The following is a 22,323-nucleotide window of genomic DNA, read 5'->3' as shown; positions in this document are numbered from 1 at the left end:
CCCATGACTTCAAAAGCCAAAGAGCATAAGCCCCACGGCAAAAGTAGCAAGACATCCCCGATCCAGGTCGGCAGTTTTGTGGAACTCACGGCCGCTTTGAACCAGGCACCTGAGCTGTCGGGATTTCAATTTGAAGTTCCCATGGACGGCGTGGTCAGTCTGCAGAAGGATGACATCACTCTGATCTTCTTTGAAGATCGAGCCTGGCAGGATGCGGCATCCGTCAGTGTCTTCTTATCAAAAGCCAATGATTCCGGCCTCTGCTTTATTTGCACCGGGATCGATGAAGAACTGGAAGCCCTGCCTCCGACTTTGGAAGCCGCCAACTTTCGCTCGCTCGCCTTTCCCTGTCGTATCCGCCAGCTGATTATCGACGTCCAGAACTTTCACCGCCTGCAGTCCCTGGTTTTGCGTTCCGAGCGAACCAATAAAAACGTGAAGGAAACCAACGAGCACGTCAAATATGTGCTCCGAGTGTCCCGCGAACTGAACGGGGTGCGCGACAGCAAAAAACTGCTTTCGCTCATTTTGCAAAAAGCCCGGGAAATCACCAACGCCGATGCAGGTTCCATCTATACGGTGGACTGGAACGATCAGCGCGAGTCGGATAGTAAAATCATCTTCAAGGTGACGCAAAACGAATCCGTGTTCCAGGAACTCGAGGAATTCGTGATTCCGGTCAGCGAACATTCGATGGTCGGCAGTGCCGTGATTCATCAGAAGGCGATTAATATCATCGACCTTTATCATCTGGACGAGGACCCCACCAAAAATCCCTATCATGCCAAGCATGATAAGACCTTTGACCTGCGCACGGGCTATCAGTGCCGTTCGATGCTGACCATTCCGATGTACGATATCAGCTACCGCGTGATCGGCGTGATCCAGCTCATCAACCGGAAGCGGCCCAATACCAAGAATCTGAAGGGCATCAAGGATTTCACCGAATACGTCCTGCCCTTTGATGAGACCGATGTGGAATACGCGGAAATCGTCGCCCAGCAGGCCGGTATCGCGCTCGAAAACGCTATGCTGACGTTGGAGAAGGAGCAGCTCTTCGAAGGCTTCGTGCATGCCGCCGTAACCGCCATCGAACAGCGGGATCCGACCACCAGCGGTCATTCGCATCGCGTAGCCAAGCTCACCGTGGGTCTGGCTGAAATCATCAACAAGGTCGATAACGGCCGCTTCAAGGATATGCGCTTTGACAAAAAGCAGCTGAAAGAGATCGAATACGCTTCACTCCTGCATGACTTCGGCAAGCTGGGCGTGCGCGAACAGGTCCTTATCAAGGCCAAGAAGCTCTATCCGTGGGAACTCGATCTTTTGCTGGAGCGCTTTGAACATATCCGCGCCCGCTTCGAAATCGAGTATCTGCGGGAATACATCGCCTTTTTGAGCGGCAAGACCACCATCGCGCCTGGCTTTGGTCCTGAAACCTTCCGCACCACTTACGAAAATCGAGTCAATGAACTTGAGGATTTCCTGCAGTTCATCTTGAAGTCAAACGAACCCACCGTTCTTGAACAGGGTGGCTTCGAACGTCTCAAGGACATTGCGAATATGTCCTTCCGAGATGGCCGGCAGCGGACCCGCCCGTTCCTCAATTACCGGGAGCTGGAAGCGCTTTCGGTTTCACGCGGATCGCTGACGCGCGAGGAATTTGCCGAAATCCAAAGCCACGTGGTTCATACCTATGAATTCCTGCGGAAGATTCCCTGGGGCCGCTCGTTCCCGAACGTGCCGCAGATCGCTGCCAAGCACCATGAGAAACTCGATGGCACAGGTTATCCGGGTGGTTCGCATGACGATGAAATCCCGGTCCAGACCCGCATGATGACGATCGCCGATATTTTCGATGCTCTGACGGCAGCCGATCGTCCGTATAAAAAAGCGGTGCCAGTGCCACGCGCGATGGAAATCATCGAAATGGAAGTGAAGGCCGGCAAGGTCGATGCCGATCTGTTCAAACTCTTTGTGGAATCTCAAGTTTATCAGGCTGTGATTGATAAAAGTCAGCAGGCATCTTAAGACTGAAACGGGACCCTGCACGTTCCGATACAAAGGCCCCGCTGATGCAACCGATCCTGACGCCTGAACTGCTGCTTGCTGCGTATCGACACGGTTATTTTCCGATGCCGCATCCGGAAACCGAAGAGATCATCTGGTTTAATCCCGATCCAAGGGCCGTCATACCCTTGGATGGATTTCACTGCTCCCGCTCCCTCCGGCGTTCTCTGCGCCGTAGTTCCTTTCATGTCACCATCAATAAGGACTTCCTGGGGGTCATGGCAGGCTGTGCCACGCGCCCGGAAACCTGGATCAATGCCGAGATCACCGAAGCATATGAGCGGCTGCATCGCCATGGGCATGCCCACTCGCTCGAGGTCTGGCTGAATGAAGAATTGGTCGGTGGGACCTATGGAGTAGCGATTGGCGCGGCATTTTTCGCGGAGTCAAAATTCCACACTGTGACTGACGCTTCCAAAGCAGCCCTTTATTATCTGGTTGAACACCTGCGCGCCAAGGGTTTCAGCCTTTTGGAAGTTCAATTCCTCACGCCTCATTTGCGCACCTTGGGCGCCATTCAGATCCCGGCCCGGGACTATGAACTGCGTCTGCAGCATGCTGTACGTCAGTCAGTCAGCTTTGAACCCCTCGTGCTGTCTGACCTCAAGCCCGACCATGAGACTTAAAAGGCCCAAAAACATGCGATGGGGTAAATATTGTCTGGAAATCACCTGTAATATTGTTTAGGATTGGGCTCCAAATTTCCCTCCGCCTATGGGGCCGAGGATAGAATGTTGAATGCTATATATCTTGGGGAGTTTATGCCAGGAGTAAGACTTAAAGAGGGTGACAGCGTCGAACGAGCTTTGAAAGCTTTGAAAAAGCAGGTCGAAAAAGCCGGAACTATTTCGGAGCTCAAGAAACGCCAGCACTACGAAAAACCCTCCATCAAGCGCAAGAAGAAGCAGGCTGCTGCTCGCAAGCGTCTGATGAAGCAGTTGAGAAAACTGGGCCTGGCCTGATTTCCCTCCAACGATAAGTTGAAGGTGTGCCTCAGCGCGTCCTACTCAGATCTCATCGCATTGAACTCATAGAAAAGCACTCGCGTTTCATTGGGATTGGCTTTCCGTGCCAATCCCTCGATGCGTTTAAGCGACATAAGGCGGATCTGGAAAAGGAATTTCCGGATGCGTCTCATATCACCTTTACCTACAAATTTTTTGAACAGGGCCAACTGCAGCAGAGAGTTTCCGATGACGGGGAGCCATCCGGGACGGCTGGTAAACCCATCCTCATGCACATCGACGGTCAGAACCTCATCAACCTGGTTTTGTTTGTCGTTCGCTACTTTGGCGGGATTAAGCTCGGCGCTGGCGGACTGGTTCGCGCTTATGGCAATACGGCGAAACAGTTCATCCTGGAAGCGCCCCTGGAGGAACACGTCCCCATGGTGAATCTCGAGGTAACCCTGCCCTATTCAGAACAGAATCGCCTCGATTATCTGGCTCGCAAACACAAAGTTGTGATTGTGGATCGGGAGTTTGGCGAGAATCTTCGAGCTTGTTTGGAGTTGCCAGAGGCGGAAAAAAACGGCTTTCTGGACAACATCACGCCCTACTTAAAAAAATAGCCAGGCCGCGGTCAGCAGCCTGGCTTGCCTGAGCGATCAGTTCATGACCCGCCATGTGGCAGGAGTCCGCTGCTGCTGTTGCTGAACAGCCAGCGTTCTTTGCAGATACTGCTGTTGTTGCTGTTGCAGCTGCTGCTGTTGTTGCTGCTTGAGCGCGCTGGTCGGCACGCCGGGCTCATCATTGTTCTTCAGGCTGGCAATCAGCTGCTTGAAGTCCTCGATTTTCGCCACCAAAACTTCATCCGTACGCGGCAGAGCATCACGGCCGTGAACGTCGTCGGATGTTTGCACGCGGTCCAGACAAGCCGCGAGCGTGTGAATCGTCTGCTTGGTTTCCGTCGTAAAACGAATCGAATCACTGAGCATGGGAGCACTCGAGGCCAAAATTTTCTGGCAGTGATTCAGCTCATGATACTGCTTGGCGAGCAGAGTCGAAATTTTTTCAGAATGCACCGTGATCTGGCTCGTCTCTTCCATGATCTTCATGCCGATTCCGTTATGACCCTGCAGATGCCGATCCATTTGCCCCATAAGTTCCGTGGAACTCATCCCCATCACCCGGGTTTCCTGCAGCTTCTTTATGTGGATGTTCACTTCCTGCTGCAAAAGAATCAGTTCCGAAGCGCTGTGTTTCACCGCAGCCACGCTGCTGCGATAGTATTCACCGCACTGGTTGACCGAAACAAAAGCTTGATCCGCCTTGGAACCTGCCATCGACAGATAGGAGGTGGTCTTGTTCACCTCATCCCGCACATCATGGATCGCATCCTTGATATGCCGGGCATAGGTATGGAACTTCGCTGCCAGTCCACGCAATTCGGTCCCGAGTGGGAAGAGATCCGTGACCCCTTGACTGTTCGTCTGACCGCGCACCAGTTCCAGCGAAGCCGCCAGGGACTGAGCGTTGATTTTTTCCGCCACTTCATCGATTTGATCGGTCATATGAACGAGAGAATCCCATTTCTGATTCAGAGAGCCCACAAACTTGGTGGCACCGGTGATGTTGTCACGCGACTCACCAATAATGGAGATGATCGTATCGTGAATCTTGTTGCCGCCGTGGGCGCTGTTTTGAATCTTTTCCAGATGCTCCTGAGCTCGACTGATCTTATCATTCAGAATACTTTCCCCATGCAGCGATTCACCCAGAAGGCGCAGGGTCGAGGCGTGCATGCTGTTAATATTCTTCGACAGGTCGACCACAACATCCAGGTTTTGCCGCATCTGGCTCAGAATATCGATCAGCTTGTTCTTCTTCCAATCCACCCGGTTGGTGGCGGAATAGTTCGCACTTTCACGACACTGTTCCATCAGCCTTTGCAAACGGGTGGCGGCTTTCTGAATCTCATCATGTCCCGCGATCAAAGTCTCGTAAGTCGCACGGTTCCGGTTCTCCAGGACGCGTACATTCTCATGCACAGTTTTCACCAGCATGCCGTCACCCACAATGGTCATGGGCTGATTCTTCAAACAGATTTCAAGTTCCTCAAGACCCTTCTTCAGGTTTTTATACATACCGGTCGCCATCGGATCGGCAATCTCGGGCTCTGAACGGTAAGGCAGCTCAGGTTCACGTGGCACCACGGCTTTCTTTTCTTCGAGTTTCTCCTCCTGCTCCTCGTTACGACGGTAAATAACCAGAGGACTGAGGCAACCTATAGACAAAAGTATGCCACCCATCGCGCCCCACTGATAACCAGCAAGACTTTGGCTGTACTGCTGGGCCTGAATGCGACTGACATTGTCTGTGGACCTCTGTCCTTCACGCTGAATGCGACGCGTCGTACCCTCCTCGACAATACTGTTGCTTCGCAGGGTGGCCGCCTGGAACAAGAGATAGATGGATGAAACCTGTAAGAACAAAGACGCAAAGAGGCCCGGAGTCTTGAGCTTGTGTAATCCGTCCATGGAATTCCCAACTCAAAGAGTGTGTGAATGAAGATCGGGAGCGAAAAGTTTTCGTTCCCGATCGGATGTTAGTAATAATTTGCAGGTCTTATGTCAACTGCTGAACATGAAGTCAGCCTTTATCCGGATTTTCATCGGCCAACCTGGAAAGTGCTGGCCCTTCGAGACGCTCTCGATGCACTTGAGCGGCTGCTAAAAATTCCGAATAAAAATTCCTGCTCGCGAAACCAAAGCTTGGAGCATCATACAGGAGTATGATCTCCGACAGGTCTTTTGTTTTCAATTTCGCTACTGCACGTTTCATACCGCCTTGCCCGTGGTTATAAGCCGTCACGGCCAAAGGCCACGCCTTCAGCGCATTATAATTGCTTCTGAGCACGCCAGCTGCAGCCCTTGTTGCCATGAGCGGTGAGTTGCGTTCATCACGTTTCCTCGTGACCTTGATATATTCGCGGGCGGTTCCTGGCATGAGCTGCCAGAATCCGGACGCACCGACCTTGGACCGCGCGTTGAGATTAAACATGGACTCGACAAAAACGATGCGGGTCAGATCCGTTGGCAATCCAGCGTCCCGGAAGATTTTTTCCATGAGAGGCAGATAGAGTTCGGCCCGTTGCGAGGCCGCAAGGAACGTATCCGAAAGCCCGCCTTGCACGCGCAGCGTGGCTTTGCCGGACACCAGGGAGCGGATCGCTTTATTCTTGGAATAGGCGTTCCAGATTTCCGCCTCGCGTTTCCCCTTGTGGCGCGCGATGGGACCTTCCGCTACGAAGCGACGCAAGGCCTGACGATAGGATTCAATCTCATCATCAGGTGAAATAATAGGCAGGCTCATGTTGCCCGCTTTGGCATTGATGTTATACGGGACCTTGATCGATCCAATGATCACAGCGAGATTATCGCGATCATGCAGGACAAATTCGTTGCTTTTGAAATCGGTGAAGATTCTTTCCCAGAAATCCACCTGCTTTTGAATCACAGGCGATGTGGGGAACAGTTCTTTTGGAGTTGCCGCGAAAATTGAAGAGCACCACAGGAAGCTGCCACAGACTAGAACCTTCTGCAGTTTCTTACGCATGACATGGGACCTCCTTTTCACATTTTTCTGGGTGTTGCCGCCTTCGTAGCTGCAACCGAGCTTTTCTCGGATTCAACGGCGGGTTTTGGAGCACGACCGGTCGTGAATTCTGCCATGGCGCGTTCCATTTCCTGCATCTTTGCAAAAATCTCATCCAGCTTCTGACCTTGACCCCTACGGTCCACAGCATCCTGCTGCAATGAGGACGACAAAGTCTGTTTCAGCTGAGTTTCCCAGTAATCGTAACATTTGCCAGCATAGTATTCACGCAAGTCAGGATTGTCATACTGCGCGTTTTGCCGACCAAACGAATCGCCGACGATAAAGCCAAAGATTAACCCAGCAAAAGTCATGCATATCGCCAGGAGTGTCATAGAAGCCATAGCCAACTTGGAACGCTTGGGGGCAGGTGCGACCACCGCATGACCAGGTCGTAAGGGCTCAGAAGGGCTGAATATGGGCGGTTCCCGGTCCGGCATGATGGTTTTCTCCATTGGCTATGCGGCCTCGATCAAGTCCTGGATATCCGAATCCTAGGCAAATGGAAAGTAGAATTCGATAAGAAGGCGCAGTGCTTCGCTCCGCGATTTATCCGTAAAAATAAGAGTGCTCCCGAACTTCCGACTGTCTACTCCAGGAACCAGATGCATCCAAAATCATGCAGCAAGGGACTTCGCGTCCCCCGGATCCCTGAGGACGATGACCGGATTTAACGATTGAAGAGGAACGCAATCCACGTCAGGATAGAAGGAGCGTCCCGGCTGATTCTTCCGCGAAGGATGACGATTGATGCTAGCTGACTGCGTTGCCATTGAAGCCCTTCAACTGACGAAGACTTTCCCAAAAAGTCAGACACCGTCTGTGGACTCGCTCACGTTTTCCATCGCAGCTGGAGAAACGGTGGCGTTCCTGGGGCCCAACGGCGCTGGCAAAAGCACAACGATCAAAATGCTCTGTGGCATCCTCACCCCAAGCCATGGAACCGCACGCATTCTTGGTTTCAAAGCCGGCAGCCAGGAAGCCAACCAACGCCTTGGTCTGGTTTTTGGGACAAGGTCCCAGCTTTATCAGCACATGACGGTCGAACAATGCCTGGATCTTTCCGCAGAAATCTATTTTCTGAGTGGTCCAGCCAAACTTCATCGCATCCGCGAAATGGTCGAAGCGTTCGCCCTGGAACCTTACGTGAAACGACGCGTTCGCTCCCTCAGCCTCGGCGAACGCATGCGTTGTGAAATCGCTGCTGCGCTTTTGCATAAGCCCCAGGTCCTGCTGGCTGATGAACCCACGATTGGACTGGATATCGTAGCGAAAAACAGTTTACGGCAGATCATTCGCAATTGGCAGAAGTATGAAAAAACAACCTTCATGCTCACCAGTCATGACCTATCCGATGTCGAGGCATTGTGTGAGCGCTGTATTCTCATCGACCATGGCACCAAGGTTTTCGATGGTCCCTTGACCGCTCTCAAAGGACCCTTGCAGCATCTGCGGCGCATCCGGGTCACCACCAACGACGCCCAAAAACCCGTCCTCACCGAAGGCTATCGCTTTCGACTGACACGCGCGGAAAATCCTTTCTCTCATATTTATGAAGTTCTGACCCACGAGCAGCCCATGTCGGAAAGCCTTTTTGCCCTTTCGCAGCATTATGGGGAATCTCTCCAGGACATCAGCATCAGCGAGGTGACTCTCGAGGAGGTGCTGGGAGCGCGATATGGCGCTTCTTAGGACTATAAATTTTTATGGCCGCTACGGCTTTTTTCAGCTCAAGGAACGTTTTTCCGATGTGGGACAGTCGCTCTCCTATCTCCTGCTGTATCCTTTGCTGATTCTCGTCCTCACTGCGATGTGGAATCGATTCAATGCCTATCAAGGCAATTACACGCGCGAAGAAATTTATGTTTATATCGCGATTGCGGAACTTTTATTTTTGACCTTTCTGCGGTCGGCGTTTTTGCAAAGGTCGCAGGCGGATTTTTCCATGGGTTTGGCGCGACCGCGCTCGTGGCTCGGCCTGACATTCGCGGGGCAGTTTGGGGCGACTTTGGGCGGACGCTGTCTTTATGTTATCTGTGCTGTCCCCGCCCTGCTCATGGTCGGTGTCTCGGAAACGCTGGTCAGCCTCGCCTTTCTTCGGCTTGTGCTGCTGTTACCCATTCTTGGGGTGATGGAATCTTTGATGGCCAGCATCCTGGCTTCGGCGCAACTGCTCTGGCAGGAAACCCGTTACCTCGTCCTGCCCATCACCAAAATTTTCCTGGCCCTCGGTGGTGTGTTTTGTCCCTTGGCCGATTATGGGGAACCGGGCCGCAGCATCTTTCTGCAGAGTCCGGCATCGGATCTCTTTTTTCAGGTTGGGCACTACTGTCTGAAGGGTGAATTCTATCAATTAAGTGGGACGGCCTGGTCGATTCGTATTGGGCTTTGGCTGACCATCTTTGGTGTGACCAATGTGGTTTTTTTTCATTATGCCCGCAAACGTCATCAGAGTTGGGGAGGCTGAATGCTGAGATTTCTAGGCAAGGCCTTGCGCTATAACCTCAGCGCGCATATTTCCAATGCCCCGAACCTGGCAGCGGCAACGATTGGCATGCTCCTGAATAATTTTATCTTCCTGCTCGGACTCTGGGGGATGCTCTTCGCCGGCAAATCGCAGAATCAGGAGCTGCTCAACTATTATATAGCATTGAACGTTCTCATCATGATGTCGTACGGCGTTCTTTGTTTTTTCTTTGGCGGCTGGATTGAAATGGGGGATCTGATCGTCAACGGGCACTTTGAGTCGAAGCTGGCCACGCCTCGGCATCCCTTGCTTCTGGTCGGCACCCATGCGCTTCATCCCTCGGCCTTGGGTGATCTCATCATGGGTCTGGCGGGCGTTGGCCTGCTCGTGGGAATGGGCGAATCGGATATTGCCGTTCGCACTTTTTTTGCGAGCATCCTGGCCGTCTTTGCCTTTTATTCCCTTTTTGTTTTATCGGGGAGCCTGGCCTTCTTTATTCCCCGAGGCAATGCGATCGCTCACCTGACGAATAATCTCGCCATTATTCTATGCAGCTATCCCGTGGGCAAAATTTTCCCAACGGGCATCGGCCGTATCCTGATGATGATGAGCCCGGTCGCGGCGATTTCCCTGATGCCCATGCGATGGATTGAGGAAGGCACCCTCCTCGATTTCGTTCAGGCTTTGGCGGCGATTTTCGTGCTTTGGCTGGTGGCGATGGGCGTCTATCGCCAGGGTGTGAAACGGTACCAGGCCCTGAATGTTATCGGCACCCAGGGTTAGCCCCGCGATTTTTTTCTTTGTCTACCCAGCTTTTTATCAAACCAAGGCAGATCCATCGCGTATTGGGTCGCCTTGGAAGGATTTTTAGCCTGGAGTTCCAGGTTGGACAGCAGCATCGCCGGCGCCACGGTCGAGACGGGAACGGTTCCCGATTCGGCGCCGCAGAATCCGTTGTCAACGACCAGGTCCCGACCCACCCCAATGATATCGTTCAGGCTGCTCAGCGGCGTTCCGACAAAGTCCACGCCGCGCACGTATTTTTCCTTGCCGTTCGGGAAAATCTTAACCGCGACCGCGATCTGGCCCAGAAAAGCCTGGAAATTATAGGCTTCCGTTTCCGTTTCACCGCCTTCGACGTCCAGCAGGATGATGCCATAGGGAAGGTGGCGTCGCTTGATTTCGTCCATCAGCATGCGCTTGAGATCGTCCCAAGTGTTCTGACTATGGCTGCGCACCACAAGATTTGCCATGCGGCTGATCGGCCTCTCGTCCCCATGGTTGCGGGCGTGACCATTGGATTGGTGCCCGCGTTTCTGGAGCGGACTGCGGGTTGTCAGAAAACCTTTCAGCACACCCTTTTCCACCAGGACGGCTCGGCGAGCCGGAGCCCCTTCATCATCAAAAGGATAATGGGCAATCAAGGATTGCGAACCCACCTCGGTCAGCCCCGGGTCGTCGATCAAAGTCAGATCGGGGTGCATAATGCGTTGACTGACCTTATCGCGGAACGTGCGGCCTTCGCTTTCAGAGAGCAGACGGCTGCCCTCCAGACGATGACCGACGACTTCATGCAGAAAGAGTCCTGCGGCTTTAGGAGCGAGCAGCACAGGCCCGGCATAGGAGGTCATCTCATCACCTGCGGCGACGTCGCGGAATTGGGCGACTTTTCTTTCGATGAGTTTCTTAAACTCTTCGAGATCAGGCAACTCGTCGAGGCGCGCGACATGCCGCACGATGTTGTAGTCCTGATCAAGCTCCTGGGTGTGATACCAGAAATAAGCGCTCAGGCTATACAGGGGTTCCTGCCAGATGCGTTGCACCCCTTCGGAGCTGACGAAGATCTTGGTGACAAGATCGGCGCTGAATTCCACATACGAGTTCTTGATCTCAGGAAATTTTTTAAAGACGACACTGGCCTTTTTTACCAGGGTTCGCCAGTAATCCTGATCGACGGCAAAGGAGCGTAAAGGCCTCACGCTTTGCTCGCCGGGCAGTTTTTGAAAGGAAGGCAAGCTGCGATTCTGGTCCAAAAAACTCACATCACGGGATTTTTTCCCGTGGAATTTGCTGACAGCATCGCGGAACCTGGCGTCGGTCAAACGCCACAGACTGAATCGAAAACTGTCGAGGTCGTTTTCAATCGGCAGCTCGGTGATTTCGTAATTGGCTTCACTTTCTTCATTGGTGTCGCTCAATCCACCCTTGCTGGTGTTGTCATAGCGATAGCTTCCCACCCTGACATCAGCATAACAGACCCGCTTCTGCTCGCGTTTATCCTGATAGAGCGAGCCATAGCGCGCCCAAACGGTGTAGTTTTCGATATCGCGAACGAGATAGCTTATATAATAGGGGCGTGGATGCCGAGGAGCGCGAAGCTGCTCCATCGAACGTCGAAGTTCCACGTCCATCGCATCAGCAAGTTTGAGAGCCATTTTACGCATCATTTTGGGACACTCCCATCAAGGAGTTGGTGGACAAGGTTTCGTTTCTACCCGAGGGGCCCGAGGGTCGCAAGCGGCTGTTTATAAGCCATAGTGACCCGACTTAGGAGGGGAAGTGAATCCAGAAGTTTGGACGCGGGAAGACTTAAACTAGATTTTCTGTTGGATCGTCAAGCGAACACCGCTGGTTCCAAATTGAACGTGTTCCACGATACCAACGAGGTCACCCGGCTGATCCGCCCCGCCCATACCATCCTTATCAAGGCGCACCTTGACCCGCATATAGCGAGGCATCCGGGCATCCGGGTTCATGATCTGCATTTTTTCCTTGGTCAGCGCAAAATCAATGGGCTGACTCAGGTCCGTGGGCAGGGTTTCCTTCATGGCTCCATAGGGCATAGGCATCGGCGATTCTTCATCAAAAACGGTCACAAACATCGTGCGGATACCTTCCGCGTGGGTCCGCATTTCGCTCGGAACTTCGACGCTGCCGGCAACGTAAATAGGTGATTTTTCACCAGTATTCAGCGCGACACTGACCGCGACAACGGCCACCAAACCCACGATCAACAGGCCTATAAGAGTAATGCGCTTCATTCGAGACTCCTATGAAAGCAGAGGACCCCCATCATAGCGGGAAATTTTGCCCCTAACCAATTGTTTTGGTTTTACTTTTATATTTCTTTCTTATATACGTCAAAATAGTATTGACATTGTGGCGTGGGTCGCGTATCTACCTCATAACGTCGAACTGACGTTGCGCAAATGGACTCTAAGCTGTTGCTGTTACTCTTGAGGTGGAAGATGAAGTTGCTGAATGTCCCTTGTTCACTGGTTTTGATCGCCCTTTTGACCCTGTCTACGGCCTGTAATACCGCGAAATTCAAAGGAAAAAGCGGATTGAACGGCGACGAAGACTCGGCTCCTACTGAAACGACCCCCGATCCGACAACGCCCGGTACCCCTGGCACGCCAGGCACCGAAACCCCCGGAACCACTCCAGGAACCGAGACTCCTGGCACGACCCCTGGAACCCCTGTTCCTGGCACCCCCGGGACTCCCGGCACCGAAGACCCGGATGATAATGATCCAGGAACCCCTGGAACCCCAGGCACTCCAGGAACTCCCGGGACCCCTGGCAATCCCGGCACCGACCCGGATTGTGCAGCCAAAGGGACTTGTGAAGTCCCCTGTGACGTCACCAAGGGCAACTGCCCAACCGTTCCAGACGAGTGCACGATGTACGGCATCAACTGTCCTGGCCAAGGTCCTGATGATCCAGGCCAGAACGATGATCCAGGCCAGAACGATGACCCAGGTCAGCATTGAACAAAGTCAACGCTGATCGGGGCTTGCCCCATCAGTCGGCTGATTAAGCGGTTCCCGGTTGAGCATCAAGCGCGAAACGCTGCGCTGACCGGGTACCGCGCTCTTTAATGACGAGTCAAATGAGCTTGACTTGCCCGATTTTTGTGCTAGAAGTACGACACGTCTAAAAGGACGTCTTCTCACAGAACCCAATCACTAACGACCCTATGAGGTTTTTTGAATGAGTAAACCACTGATCCACACCCTTTTGCTGACCCTTGTTTTTCTGAGCACGAGCTGTGGCAATGCGAAGTTCAACGGCAAAGGCAAGAACAAGGACAAAAAACAGGCCGACGTTGTTGTGGTCGAGCCACCCGTGACCTGCAAGCCAGGCGAGACCTGTGTGGTTATTGATCCTGATAAGTGCAAGGCTGGTGAGAAGGACTGCCCAACCGTGCCACCTGCTGATTGTAAAGCTGGTGAAAAGGATTGCCCAACGGTCCCACCTGCTGATTGCAAAGCCGGTGACAAGGATTGTCCAACTGTACCACCTGCTGATTGCAAAGCCGGTGACAAGGATTGTCCAGTGGTTCCACCTGCCTGTGATGAACCCAACCAGGCTGGTCAGAACGAAGGCAAACCCTGCCCGAATCCTGACGATGACGCGGGCCAGAACGATCCCGTTCAAAACAACTAATTGACCTGTAAAAAGCCTCCCCCCTGGGAGGCTTTTTTGTTGCGTGCTGGATCCTCGCTCAAGATTTACCCGCCGGAAGTATCCCCCATCTCGGTCCAACCATAGTTAAAACCAAGGTCACTCAGCGGCGTCTCAAGATGGGGCCAGGCCGACCGATCCTTTGAAGGTCAATCCTAATAAGGACGGTAGTGATGAAATCCAAGCGGTATACTATCTCGAAAGAGACTCGCGAACGATGCCGTATATCTCGTCTTACCGACGGTGATAAAGCGAAATTTCAAAGCATCAGCCTGGAACTCTTTCACTACCTCCTGGATGTCAAGAATATCGATTTTGTGATTCACTTCCGTGTCGACGACGAGATGATTGAGTTTATCGATGGGGCATCCTTTTCCCACCAACTGGTTCATCAGATCATAGCGGCCCGGAATCGGGACTACCTGAATATCGATATCTGTGTCGAGACCAAGGACTTCCGCAAGTTCGACATGCTTATCAATGATGTCAGGGAAAAGAAAATCGACCAGCTCCTGCGTCGGGATCCTCTGCTGGATCCTCAGGTGATTCGATCCTTTGTGAACCTGAGTCGAGCCAGTCAGATGATGGTACGCGGCGGCTTAAGCCCGCTGGTGGCCACGCAGGCTCGTGAGGCCGCGGGTATTCTGGTCAGCAACCTGATGGAATGTGAAGTGGCCGTGGGCACCTTGAGTCGTATGGTCCAGGCGGATCCCACGCTGTATGATCACAGCGCTTCTGTCGCCATGATATCGGGTGTGATAGCCCGCACCATGCTGGGTCGGAATCGTGAGGATTCCATTCTGATTACTCAGGGCGGTCTTTACCATGACGTGGGCAAAACCTGTGTCCCCCACTCCCTGCTGAACAAACCGGGACGGTTCACTCCCGAAGAATTTGAAAGCATGAAAGCCCATACGACACTTGGTTATGACGAAATCTGTCGGGCCATTGAGCATGGTTCTGTCATTGATCGCAACGTCGCCCGCGTCGCCCTGGAACATCATGAGAAGTTCAGCGGACACGGCTATCCGTTCGGCAGAAAAGGGCGCGCCGAGGACCATGAAGATGGTATTCATGTGTTTACCCGGATCGTTTCGATAGCCGACGTTTATTCGGCTCTGCTGATGAAACGGGTTTATAAGGAAGCGTATGACGCCAGCGAAGCTCTGCAGATCATGCAGAACTCGTCGGACGATTATGATCCCATCATCTTTCGAAACTTTGAAAAAAATATTCAAAAGACCTTGGTTCGCTTTGATAACCTGGAAAAGAAAGCGCACGATACGGGAAGAATTATCATGGTGGATCCAGGGCTGGGGACGCGCATTCGCAAAACCAGCGCCTGAATCAAGCCTGACATTTGGGACAGGAGCCTTTAGGCTTATGGCAGTGCGGGCAGATGGTGATCGGCTGGCCCGTACCCAATGAGTCCGGATCCTGCCTGGCACCCACCTTCTTCTTCTGAATCACCTGCCGAACCACAAAATAGACCACTGTAACCATCAGAGCTGGCACAATGAAGCGCCAGCCCAACATCAAAACCCTGATGCCGCCCTTGAAGAGAAAAACCAAAAGGGCGCCGAGCAGAATGCCTTTGATGATGATATGTTTCAAAGTGTGTCTTCCGCTCCTTGCGGCAGTTGCGGTCGCGAGAACCACGCCAAAGCCAAGGCAATGGCCAGCAAAGTTCCAGCCAGCACCCAACCGATGATCCACAGGCGCCCCCGACCTTCGGGAATGCCTTGCAATTCCATCTGATAAGTCTTGCCTGCTTCACCCTTGTTCACGGTATAGGTATCATAGGTCCGGCCCGAGAAGTCCACGTTGCGCTTGATATCGAGCGCTGGGCCATTGATCTGAAATTTACCTTCGAACACGAACATGCCGACCGATTCAAAAGGCTGCGCGGCCTTCAAGGTCATGCGCCCGTTATTCACATCAGCAGGAACTTTGAAACCGATGGTGATCAGCGTATCGCCCGGGGGAAAGTTCTTGTCGATGGTCAGTCCACCATCAGCACCCAGATTCAATTCGTTGGGAGCCAGACCTTCCTGGGCTTGAAAATCGATGGTCTCGGTCGGCAGCATCACGGGAAAACTCAGACGTTCGGGCTGCGCTCCAGGATTCTGAACCATGAAGATATAGCTGCCAAAGACCGAATCCACCCCAGGATACAGAACAAAGATGTGCTTGTTGCTGACCTGAACGGCAGCCATGGCGTGACTGGTCAACGCCAGCAGCAGAGCCGCAAGGACAAATTTCAATTTAACCATGTGCGGATCCCTTTCCCTGGCTCTTGGCAGCGGCCTGTTCCTTGGCCAGATTCTGCAGGTAATCCAAACGTCGCGCGGCATCGATATAGCGGTTGCTGAGATACTGCCGACGTTGTTCCCAAGCCATCTTCGAAATCCGTTTCTCATCGTAAGCCCGCTCGTCTTCGATGAAGCGCTTCAGGATGGAATCCTTCACCGCTTCCAGCTTGTCGAGCGAATTGATGGAGGCGGCAGCCTGAAGGTGGCCGCCTTTACCGAAAAAGAACGGCGAAAGAATGATCAGAACAGCCAGGACCGATAGGGAAACGGCAAAGACAATGATCATCCCTTCTTCTCCTTCATGAGCTGCAGACGGTCATGCATTTCCTTGATCAACGCTTCCGTACTGCGGACGCCGTGGACGTTGAACTGCACCTTGCGGCGCCAGATCAACAGCCAAATCAAAATAGGACCGCCGACCAAAAGAGCGATCGGCACACCCCAGGCGACGAGGTTGAAGCCCTCCTTGGGAGGTTCACGCAAAATCCACGGACCATAGCGTTCGACAAAGAACTTAAGGATCTCGTCCTTATCCTTGCCGAGTTTCATCTGCTCGTGCACCTGGTCTTTGATCTGAACCGAGAAGCTGGCGTCGGATTCAAGGACGCTCAGTCCGGTACAGGTGGGGCAACGGAGATCCTTGGCGACATCGCGAAATTCAGTATCATTGTCTTTGCGATCCGATCCCAGCAAGCCTTTCATGCCGCTATCCTGGACCTGCGGCGCCGCAGGTGGGGGTGGCATGCCTGGATTGGATTCTGGCATCTGAGCCCAGACCATGGGGGAACCGAACGCGATCAAACCTGCAGCCACAGCCAAACGAAGCCGTTTCATGGATTCACCTCCCAGGCGCCAGCAACCACATCGCGGCTTCGGTTGCCTCGATACTTATCAAAGAGAGCGATCAATCCGCCCAGGACCATCAGCATCACCGCACCCCAAACGAAACGCACGGTGGGATTGATATTCACCTGGAAGGTCACTCGTTTGCCGGTTGCCTTGTCGAAGTCAACCAGCACGACGTAAATATCATGCCAGATATTGCCCGTGATGGCGATTTCGTTGAAGATCTGATCCTTGGTGGGGTATCGACTTTGAGCCGGATGCGCGTCTTCGATCATGACGTTATCCTTCTCGCGGAAGATTTTCAGGTGCGCTTCGTAATGCGTGGCATTTTCCACCTGCTTGAGCTGGATCCCTTCCGCACCGAATTCGAAGCGATAGCCAAAGAATGAGAAATTCTCACCGGCTTTCACCGTCACGCGTTCTTCCATGCCGCGGTAGTTACCGAGGAAACCAATGATCGCGATCATCATCCCGATGTGCGCGACCCAGCCGCCGAAGTAAGCCAGGTTACGGTCGAAGAAGAGCGAAAAATTGAATTTCAGATCGCCCATCTTAAAGTAGAGATCACCGATGAGGCAGCCTATGGCCCATGAAGCCAGATAAAGACCGATCAACTGCGCGATCAGCGACGACGTCTTCTTCGTTGCCATCACATCGCCCATGTAAATGAGAAACATCGTGACAGGAATCGCGAAAACGATGGCGCCCAAGATGATTTTCTTACCGTGAGGCATCTTATCGGTTTGGAAGCGCATGAGGTTGCCGACGGCGATGCCAAGAATGACACCAAGGCCGATCCAGGGGGCAAACATATTAAAGTATGGCGCCTGCACGGAAATTCTTTGACCCGTGACGGCTTCCGATACGATGGGGAACATGGTGCCAATGAAAATAATGGCCGCAAAGGAGAGCAGAAGAAACTGCGTCAGCACCAGAGCCGATTCCTTGGACACACCCCAGACCTTTTCGGTATCCGACGGCAGGATCGAGGGGGCGCGGAAGGCGTAAATGCCGGACGAGATCAAAACCATCCCGGCCAGATAGTAAAGATAGTTGGGACCAATCGGTGATTCCGCGAAGGAATGGACCGAGGACACCACACCTGATCGGGTCAGGAAGGTTCCCACATAGCTCATAAAGAAGGCGCCGATGCCCAGGACGATGGTCAGTCTTTTCAAGTGGCCCAGTTTTTCCTGCACCAGAAGAGAGTGAAGCAACGCCGTGGCCAGAAGCCAGGGCATAAAGCTGGAGTTTTCCACCGGATCCCAGGCCCAGTAACCGGCCCAACCCAGTTCAACGTAAGCCCAACGGCCACCAAGGGTGATACCAGCGGTCAGGAAACAGAACGCAGCCAAAGTCCAGCGGCGAGTGGTTTTCAACCAGCCTTCGGTAATATCACCATAGCAGAGGGCGGCAATGGCATAAGCAAACGGCACACCGAGGAGTGTGTAACCTGCAAATAGAAGCGGCGGGTGGATGGCCATGTAAAAGTTCTGCAGAAGCTCGTTCATGCCGCGACCATTCGGTGGTGCGGGCAGGTTGGCGACGAAAGGATCCGAGTGCGTGATGGCCAGATAGAACATCCAGGCGAGCACCGCCTGAAACGAGGCCGACACATAAGGCATGATGTGTTCGTTGTCTTTGGAACTCGTCCAGACAGCGAGTGTGCCCACGATCGCGAGGAACGACGTCCACAGCGTATGCGAGCCTTCAAGCGATGACCAGAACGCGGTCAGCGTGAACAAGGCTGGCAGATCGTTACTGGAGTTTTTGTAAACGTATGCCACCGAGTAGTCCCGCTGATAAAAAGCGTAGACCATAAGCGCAGCTGCCGCCACGACCGAGACGCAGGTCACCGTCAAAGCCAGCTTGGACGAGACATAGAGCCGTTTGTGCCGCCAGAATGCGGCCAATATGGCTGATAAAAAGCCATACACACTGCAGATGAAACACAGAAAAATTAAAAAGAAGCCGTAGTTCGCGAGCATTGGCACCTCACTCCGCACTTACTCCCCATAGTTCGGGATAATGAGGTTCCATTTTACCTCATCCTGGTCCCGCCCGTCAGCCCAAGGTCTGAAGGAGCCACATATAAAGCATCGAATTCTCTTCATAAAGTCTTATCTTGCCTTCCTGGCCCGAATTCCGTAAATCTTGCGCGTGTGATGACGTTCAGTGGATGATCGAGGACAACGCGCTATGCCAACCGTGTACGTAAAAACTTTGGGATGCAAGGTCAACAGTTACGACAGCCATGCCATTGAAAATCAATTCAAGGCTCTAGGCTATGATCTGGTTGATGATCCATCCGCCGCCACGGTCTCTGTGCTCAACACGTGCAGCGTCACCGACAATGCCGACAAGGAAGCGCGTTATCTTCTGCGCAAGTTCCGTCGTGAAAATCCTGAAACCATCGTCGTGGCCACCGGCTGCTATGCGCAAACCGATTCCAAACGACTGGTGGAGATGGATGAAGTCGACCTTGTGTTTCCAAACCAGACCAAGGATCTGGTGGTCGAAGCCACGCACGCTTTTGCCGATCGCAAGGCGCGCGGCCTGACTCAGGAGCCTTCCACCAAACTCCCCTCGCAGGTGAAAGCCGTCAGCGGCAATCGGCAAGGACATTTTAAATCATCTTTGACTATGCTCGAAGCGGACTCGACGCAAACTCGCGCGTTCCTCAAAATTCAGGACGGCTGCAATGGGTTCTGCACCTACTGCCTGATTCCTTATGCTCGTGGCGCCTCACGCAGCGTTGCCCCTGCTGAAGTCGCACGCGAAGTGCGCCGCCTTATTGATCTCGGTGTCAAGGAAATCGTTTTCACCGGAATTCATATCGGCGACTACGGTGCGGATATCGGACATGACGACGGATTCGTCGCTTTGATTCGGGAACTCTTGAATTGGCCCGATATGGTCCGCATTCGGATTTCATCGTTGGAACCGCGCGAGCTCACCGAAGACCTGCTGAAAGTTTTGAGCCAACGCCCTGATATTTTCTGCGATCATTTTCATTTACCGTTGCAGTCAGGTCATGATCGTATTCTGAAATTGATGAGAAGAACATATGACAGCCAGCAGTATGCGGAAAACGTCGCCATGGCTCGCCGTTATTTTCCCAACACCAATTTCGGGGCCGATGTGATTCCCGGATTTCCAAGTGAAACCGATGAGGAATTCACCGAAACTCTCCGATTTATTGAAAGCACCGGCCTCAATTATTTGCATGTGTTCCCCTATTCCAAACGGCCGAATACCGCAGCCGAAAAAATGCCAGGCCATCTGGCTCCCGAAGTGGTGAAAGACCGCGCACGCATCCTGCGTGAACTCTCGACGCGACTGAAGCATGAATACACCAAACGCTATATTGGTCAGGAAACGGAAGTGCTTTGGGAAAATGATGTCGACAGCCTGGGACGGCGCGTTGGCAAAAGCACCAATTATCTGGAAGTCTGTGCGCCGAGCCATGCGGTGGTGGAAGCCGGTGTTGTGCAAAGGGTTCAATTAAAAGGTTTTGTAGAAGACCATCGTTTGCTTGGCAAGATTTTGTCGTGACCCAACGACAGCTGCCGCTTTCATGTTCCGATGCTAGTATTAGGGCAGTGCAGCATCAGCGACTGTCACTGCAGTCTCTGGCCCTGCGCTCACTGCCACACCCCGTTGACGAAGATGAGCGCATTGCGCTAAGAAACGACCGGCCCTGGCGTTCGACATCGGCGTGGACGGGGTTTTTTCTTCTCGATCCCCTCGGTTTTTGCTACAAGGAATGAACCCTTGCCGCACGAGGTGGACCCATGTCGCTCCCACGTTTGGTTTCAAGCTTCTGCCTGGTTTGTTTGATTTCCTGTGGCTCCTCCAGTTCGGGCCACACGGGACCCGTCGGACAACCCGAGCCGTCGGCAGCCCTCACCGGCAGTCCCAAGGGTCAAAGGAAGCCAGGCGTCAACGGCACTCTCTTCCAGGCTTACCACTGGTATACGCCAGCTGACGGTCGCCTATGGGAACAGCTCACCCAGCAGGCCCAATCCCTTTCCGACAAAGGTTTTACCGCACTCTGGCTGCCACCCGCTTACAAAAGCGCTGGCGGTGGGAATGATGTGGGATATGCGGTCTATGATGCTTATGATCTGGGCGAATTTCAGCAAAAGGGTTCGAGGCGCACGAAATATGGCGACAAGGATCAGTATTTAAAATTAATTCAGACGGCTCAGGCCGCTGGGCTCGACGTGTTTGCCGATATCGTCATGAATCATCGCATGGGCGCAGATCGTACAGAATCGGTTACGGCGGTCGAAGTCGATCCTAAAAATCGCAGCAAGGATGTTTCGTCTGGATATAACATTCAGGCCTGGACGCTCTTTGATTTCAGCGGGCGAGGCGATCGTTATTCCAATTTCCGCTGGAACTGGAGCCATTTCACCGGCGTGGATTGGGATCAGCAGACCCAGCAGCGGGGCCGGATCTATCGCTTCAATGCGCCGGGTAAAGGTTGGGCCAGCGAAGTGTCGAAGGAATTCGGCAACTACGATTATCTGATAGGCGCGGACGTCGACTTCTACAACTCTGAAGTTGTGGCGGAAATGAAGACCTGGGGCTCCTGGTATCAGAAGATAGCCGATCTCGATGGCTTTCGCCTGGATGCCGTGAAGCATATGAAGAGCGGATTTTTGCGCGAATGGGTTGATCATGTCCGCACGGTCAGCGGCAAGGAACTGTTCACGGTCGCTGAGTACTGGGATCCTTCTATCGATGTTCTCCTCGACTATTTGAGCGAGCAGGACCACTCGCTCTTCGATGTGCCCTTGCATATGAATTTCTTCAAGGCGGCCCAGGCCCGCGGCTCTTATAATATGGCCACGCTCCTGGATGATACCTTGCTGGAACGCGCCCCCACATCCGCCGTAACATTTGTGGACAATCACGATACGCAGCCTCTGCAGGCGCTGCAATCCCCGGTCGCGGATTGGTTTAAGCCCCTGGCCTATGCTTTGATTCTCCTACGGGCCGAGGGTTACCCTTCAGTGTTCAGTGCGGATTACACGGGCGCGTCCTATGAAAACATCCGCATTCCAGCCATCACCGCAACCTTGGATGTCCTGCTGAAGGCACGGCGGGATTATGCCTACGGCCCTCAGCGCTCCTATTTTGATGCGGCGGATATTGTCGGGTGGACGCGGAGTGGGGATGATCAGCATCCCTCCGGTTTAGCTGTGGTGCTGAGTGACAATGGGGCTGGCACCAAACGCATGGAAGTCGGACCAGGTTTTGCCGGCACTTGCTTCAAAAATACGATCGAACCGAATCTGCCTTGCGTGACCATCGATAACGAAGGTTTCGGCGTATTTCCTGTCAACGCCAAATCGTTTTCCATCTGGGTGGGACCATGAAATATCTTCACAGCATGCTGCGGATTCGCAATGTGGACGAATCGCTGCATTTTTTTTGTAATCTCCTGGGCCTCGTGGAAACACGGCGCAAGGACGGAGGGCCCGAGGGCCGCTTCACTTTGATTTTTCTTGCCACCGCACCGGGTGAACCGGAAGTGGAATTGACCTATAATTGGGAT

General features: G+C 53.1%; 23 protein-coding genes. 13 read left to right on the top strand and 10 right to left on the bottom strand.

Annotated elements, in window-relative coordinates; all coding sequences use genetic code 11:
- Window positions 1–3 precede the first annotated feature (3 nt).
- The 4 genes from VE954_RS33090 to VE954_RS33075 all read left to right on the top strand — a co-directional run bounded on the left by VE954_RS33090 (window position 4) and on the right by VE954_RS33075 (window position 3,640).
- The gene (locus tag VE954_RS33090; protein ID WP_324961089.1) at window positions 4–2,031 is read left to right on the top strand and encodes an HD domain-containing phosphohydrolase; all 2,028 of its coding nucleotides are present in this window, start codon (window positions 4–6) and stop codon (window positions 2,029–2,031) included.
- Between the two features lie 44 nt (window positions 2,032–2,075).
- Window positions 2,076–2,696, top strand: a complete 621-nt coding sequence (aat, locus tag VE954_RS33085; RefSeq protein ID WP_324961087.1) for a leucyl/phenylalanyl-tRNA--protein transferase — start codon at window positions 2,076–2,078, stop codon at window positions 2,694–2,696.
- A gap of 135 nt (window positions 2,697–2,831) precedes the next feature.
- Entirely contained in the window at window positions 2,832–3,032 is a 201-nt protein-coding gene (gene rpsU, locus VE954_RS33080) for a 30S ribosomal protein S21 (RefSeq protein ID WP_141736758.1), read from the top strand.
- 26 nt (window positions 3,033–3,058) lie between these two features.
- Complete coding sequence (locus VE954_RS33075) at window positions 3,059–3,640, top strand: YigZ family protein (RefSeq protein ID WP_324961084.1); 582 nt, start codon at window positions 3,059–3,061, stop codon at window positions 3,638–3,640.
- A 36-nt stretch (window positions 3,641–3,676) separates the two neighbouring features.
- Here VE954_RS33075 and VE954_RS33070 read toward each other — a convergent pair whose 3' ends face one another.
- From VE954_RS33070 to VE954_RS33060, 3 genes are all read right to left on the bottom strand, one after another.
- A complete protein-coding gene (locus VE954_RS33070; RefSeq protein WP_324961082.1) occupies window positions 3,677–5,548 on the bottom strand; it encodes a hypothetical protein in 1,872 nt (623 codons plus the stop codon).
- A gap of 112 nt (window positions 5,549–5,660) precedes the next feature.
- The gene (locus VE954_RS33065; RefSeq protein ID WP_324961080.1) at window positions 5,661–6,626 is read right to left on the bottom strand and encodes a lytic transglycosylase domain-containing protein; all 966 of its coding nucleotides are present in this window, start codon (window positions 6,624–6,626) and stop codon (window positions 5,661–5,663) included.
- Between the two features lie 17 nt (window positions 6,627–6,643).
- Window positions 6,644–7,105 (bottom strand): hypothetical protein, encoded by a 462-nt coding sequence (locus VE954_RS33060; protein WP_324961078.1) that lies wholly within the window; start codon window positions 7,103–7,105, stop codon window positions 6,644–6,646.
- Between the two features lie 310 nt (window positions 7,106–7,415).
- On the opposite strand from VE954_RS33060, the gene VE954_RS33055 reads away from it, so the two are divergent.
- From VE954_RS33055 to VE954_RS33045, 3 genes are read left to right on the top strand one after another with little or no spacing between them, the layout of a single operon-like run.
- Window positions 7,416–8,357, top strand: coding sequence for an ATP-binding cassette domain-containing protein (locus VE954_RS33055; RefSeq protein ID WP_324961076.1), 942 nt, complete (start codon window positions 7,416–7,418; stop codon window positions 8,355–8,357).
- Window positions 8,344–9,132: a hypothetical protein gene (locus VE954_RS33050; RefSeq protein WP_324961074.1), complete on the top strand. Its 789-nt coding sequence runs from the start codon at window positions 8,344–8,346 to the stop codon at window positions 9,130–9,132. The genes VE954_RS33055 and VE954_RS33050 overlap by 14 nt, the downstream gene beginning before the upstream one ends.
- On the top strand, window positions 9,133–9,915 hold the full coding sequence (locus VE954_RS33045) for an ABC-2 family transporter protein (protein WP_324961072.1): 783 nt from the start codon (window positions 9,133–9,135) through the stop codon (window positions 9,913–9,915).
- Here VE954_RS33045 and VE954_RS33040 read toward each other — a convergent pair.
- Complete coding sequence (locus VE954_RS33040; RefSeq protein ID WP_324961070.1) at window positions 9,912–11,579, bottom strand: TldD/PmbA family protein; 1,668 nt, start codon at window positions 11,577–11,579, stop codon at window positions 9,912–9,914. The genes VE954_RS33045 and VE954_RS33040 overlap by 4 nt on opposite strands.
- Window positions 11,580–11,726: 147 nt before the next feature.
- A complete protein-coding gene (locus VE954_RS33035) occupies window positions 11,727–12,173 on the bottom strand; it encodes a hypothetical protein (protein WP_324961068.1) in 447 nt (148 codons plus the stop codon).
- Window positions 12,174–12,380: 207 nt separating this feature from the next.
- Here VE954_RS33035 and VE954_RS33030 point away from each other — a divergent pair, with 207 nt between their 5' ends.
- The 3 genes from VE954_RS33030 (at window position 12,381) to VE954_RS33020 (ending at window position 14,945) form a co-directional block, all read left to right on the top strand.
- On the top strand, window positions 12,381–12,905 hold the full coding sequence (locus VE954_RS33030) for a hypothetical protein (RefSeq protein ID WP_324961066.1): 525 nt from the start codon (window positions 12,381–12,383) through the stop codon (window positions 12,903–12,905).
- 220 nt (window positions 12,906–13,125) lie between these two features.
- Window positions 13,126–13,581 carry a hypothetical protein gene (locus tag VE954_RS33025; RefSeq protein ID WP_324961064.1) on the top strand — a complete coding sequence of 152 codons (456 nt, stop codon included), beginning with the start codon at window positions 13,126–13,128 and terminating at the stop codon, window positions 13,579–13,581.
- 191 nt (window positions 13,582–13,772) lie between these two features.
- The gene (locus VE954_RS33020; protein ID WP_324961062.1) at window positions 13,773–14,945 is read left to right on the top strand and encodes an HD-GYP domain-containing protein; all 1,173 of its coding nucleotides are present in this window, start codon (window positions 13,773–13,775) and stop codon (window positions 14,943–14,945) included.
- Window position 14,946: 1 nt separating this feature from the next.
- Here the strand turns inward: VE954_RS33020 and VE954_RS33015 are convergent, their stop codons facing one another.
- From VE954_RS33015 to VE954_RS32995, 5 genes are read right to left on the bottom strand one after another with little or no spacing between them, the layout of a single operon-like run.
- Window positions 14,947–15,213: a hypothetical protein gene (locus tag VE954_RS33015; protein WP_324961060.1), complete on the bottom strand. Its 267-nt coding sequence runs from the start codon at window positions 15,211–15,213 to the stop codon at window positions 14,947–14,949.
- Window positions 15,210–15,872: a hypothetical protein gene (locus tag VE954_RS33010; RefSeq protein ID WP_324961058.1), complete on the bottom strand. Its 663-nt coding sequence runs from the start codon at window positions 15,870–15,872 to the stop codon at window positions 15,210–15,212. The genes VE954_RS33015 and VE954_RS33010 overlap by 4 nt, the downstream gene beginning before the upstream one ends.
- On the bottom strand, window positions 15,865–16,197 hold the full coding sequence (locus VE954_RS33005; protein WP_324961056.1) for a hypothetical protein: 333 nt from the start codon (window positions 16,195–16,197) through the stop codon (window positions 15,865–15,867). The genes VE954_RS33010 and VE954_RS33005 overlap by 8 nt, the downstream gene beginning before the upstream one ends.
- On the bottom strand, window positions 16,194–16,745 hold the full coding sequence (locus tag VE954_RS33000) for a cytochrome c-type biogenesis protein (protein ID WP_324961054.1): 552 nt from the start codon (window positions 16,743–16,745) through the stop codon (window positions 16,194–16,196). Before VE954_RS33000 ends, VE954_RS33005 begins: the two co-directional genes overlap by 4 nt.
- Window positions 16,742–18,745, bottom strand: coding sequence for a heme lyase CcmF/NrfE family subunit (locus VE954_RS32995; protein ID WP_324961052.1), 2,004 nt, complete (start codon window positions 18,743–18,745; stop codon window positions 16,742–16,744). Before VE954_RS32995 ends, VE954_RS33000 begins: the two co-directional genes overlap by 4 nt.
- Window positions 18,746–18,956: 211 nt before the next feature.
- Between VE954_RS32995 and mtaB the strand changes: the two genes are divergently transcribed.
- The 3 genes from mtaB to VE954_RS32980 all read left to right on the top strand — a co-directional run.
- Window positions 18,957–20,312, top strand: coding sequence for a tRNA (N(6)-L-threonylcarbamoyladenosine(37)-C(2))-methylthiotransferase MtaB (gene mtaB / locus VE954_RS32990; protein WP_324961050.1), 1,356 nt, complete (start codon window positions 18,957–18,959; stop codon window positions 20,310–20,312).
- 239 nt (window positions 20,313–20,551) lie between these two features.
- The gene (locus VE954_RS32985; RefSeq protein WP_324961048.1) at window positions 20,552–22,144 is read left to right on the top strand and encodes an alpha-amylase; all 1,593 of its coding nucleotides are present in this window, start codon (window positions 20,552–20,554) and stop codon (window positions 22,142–22,144) included.
- The coding region (locus tag VE954_RS32980; RefSeq protein ID WP_324961046.1) for a VOC family protein at window positions 22,141–22,323 on the top strand (183 nt) is incomplete at its 3' end. The genes VE954_RS32985 and VE954_RS32980, both read left to right, overlap by 4 nt.

This window comes from Oligoflexus sp. (genome assembly GCF_035638955.1).
Classification (GTDB): Bacteria; Bdellovibrionota_B; Oligoflexia; order Oligoflexales; family Oligoflexaceae; genus Oligoflexus.
Note: the sequence above shows the minus strand (reverse complement) of the source record. Positions and strands in the feature narration are given on the sequence as shown.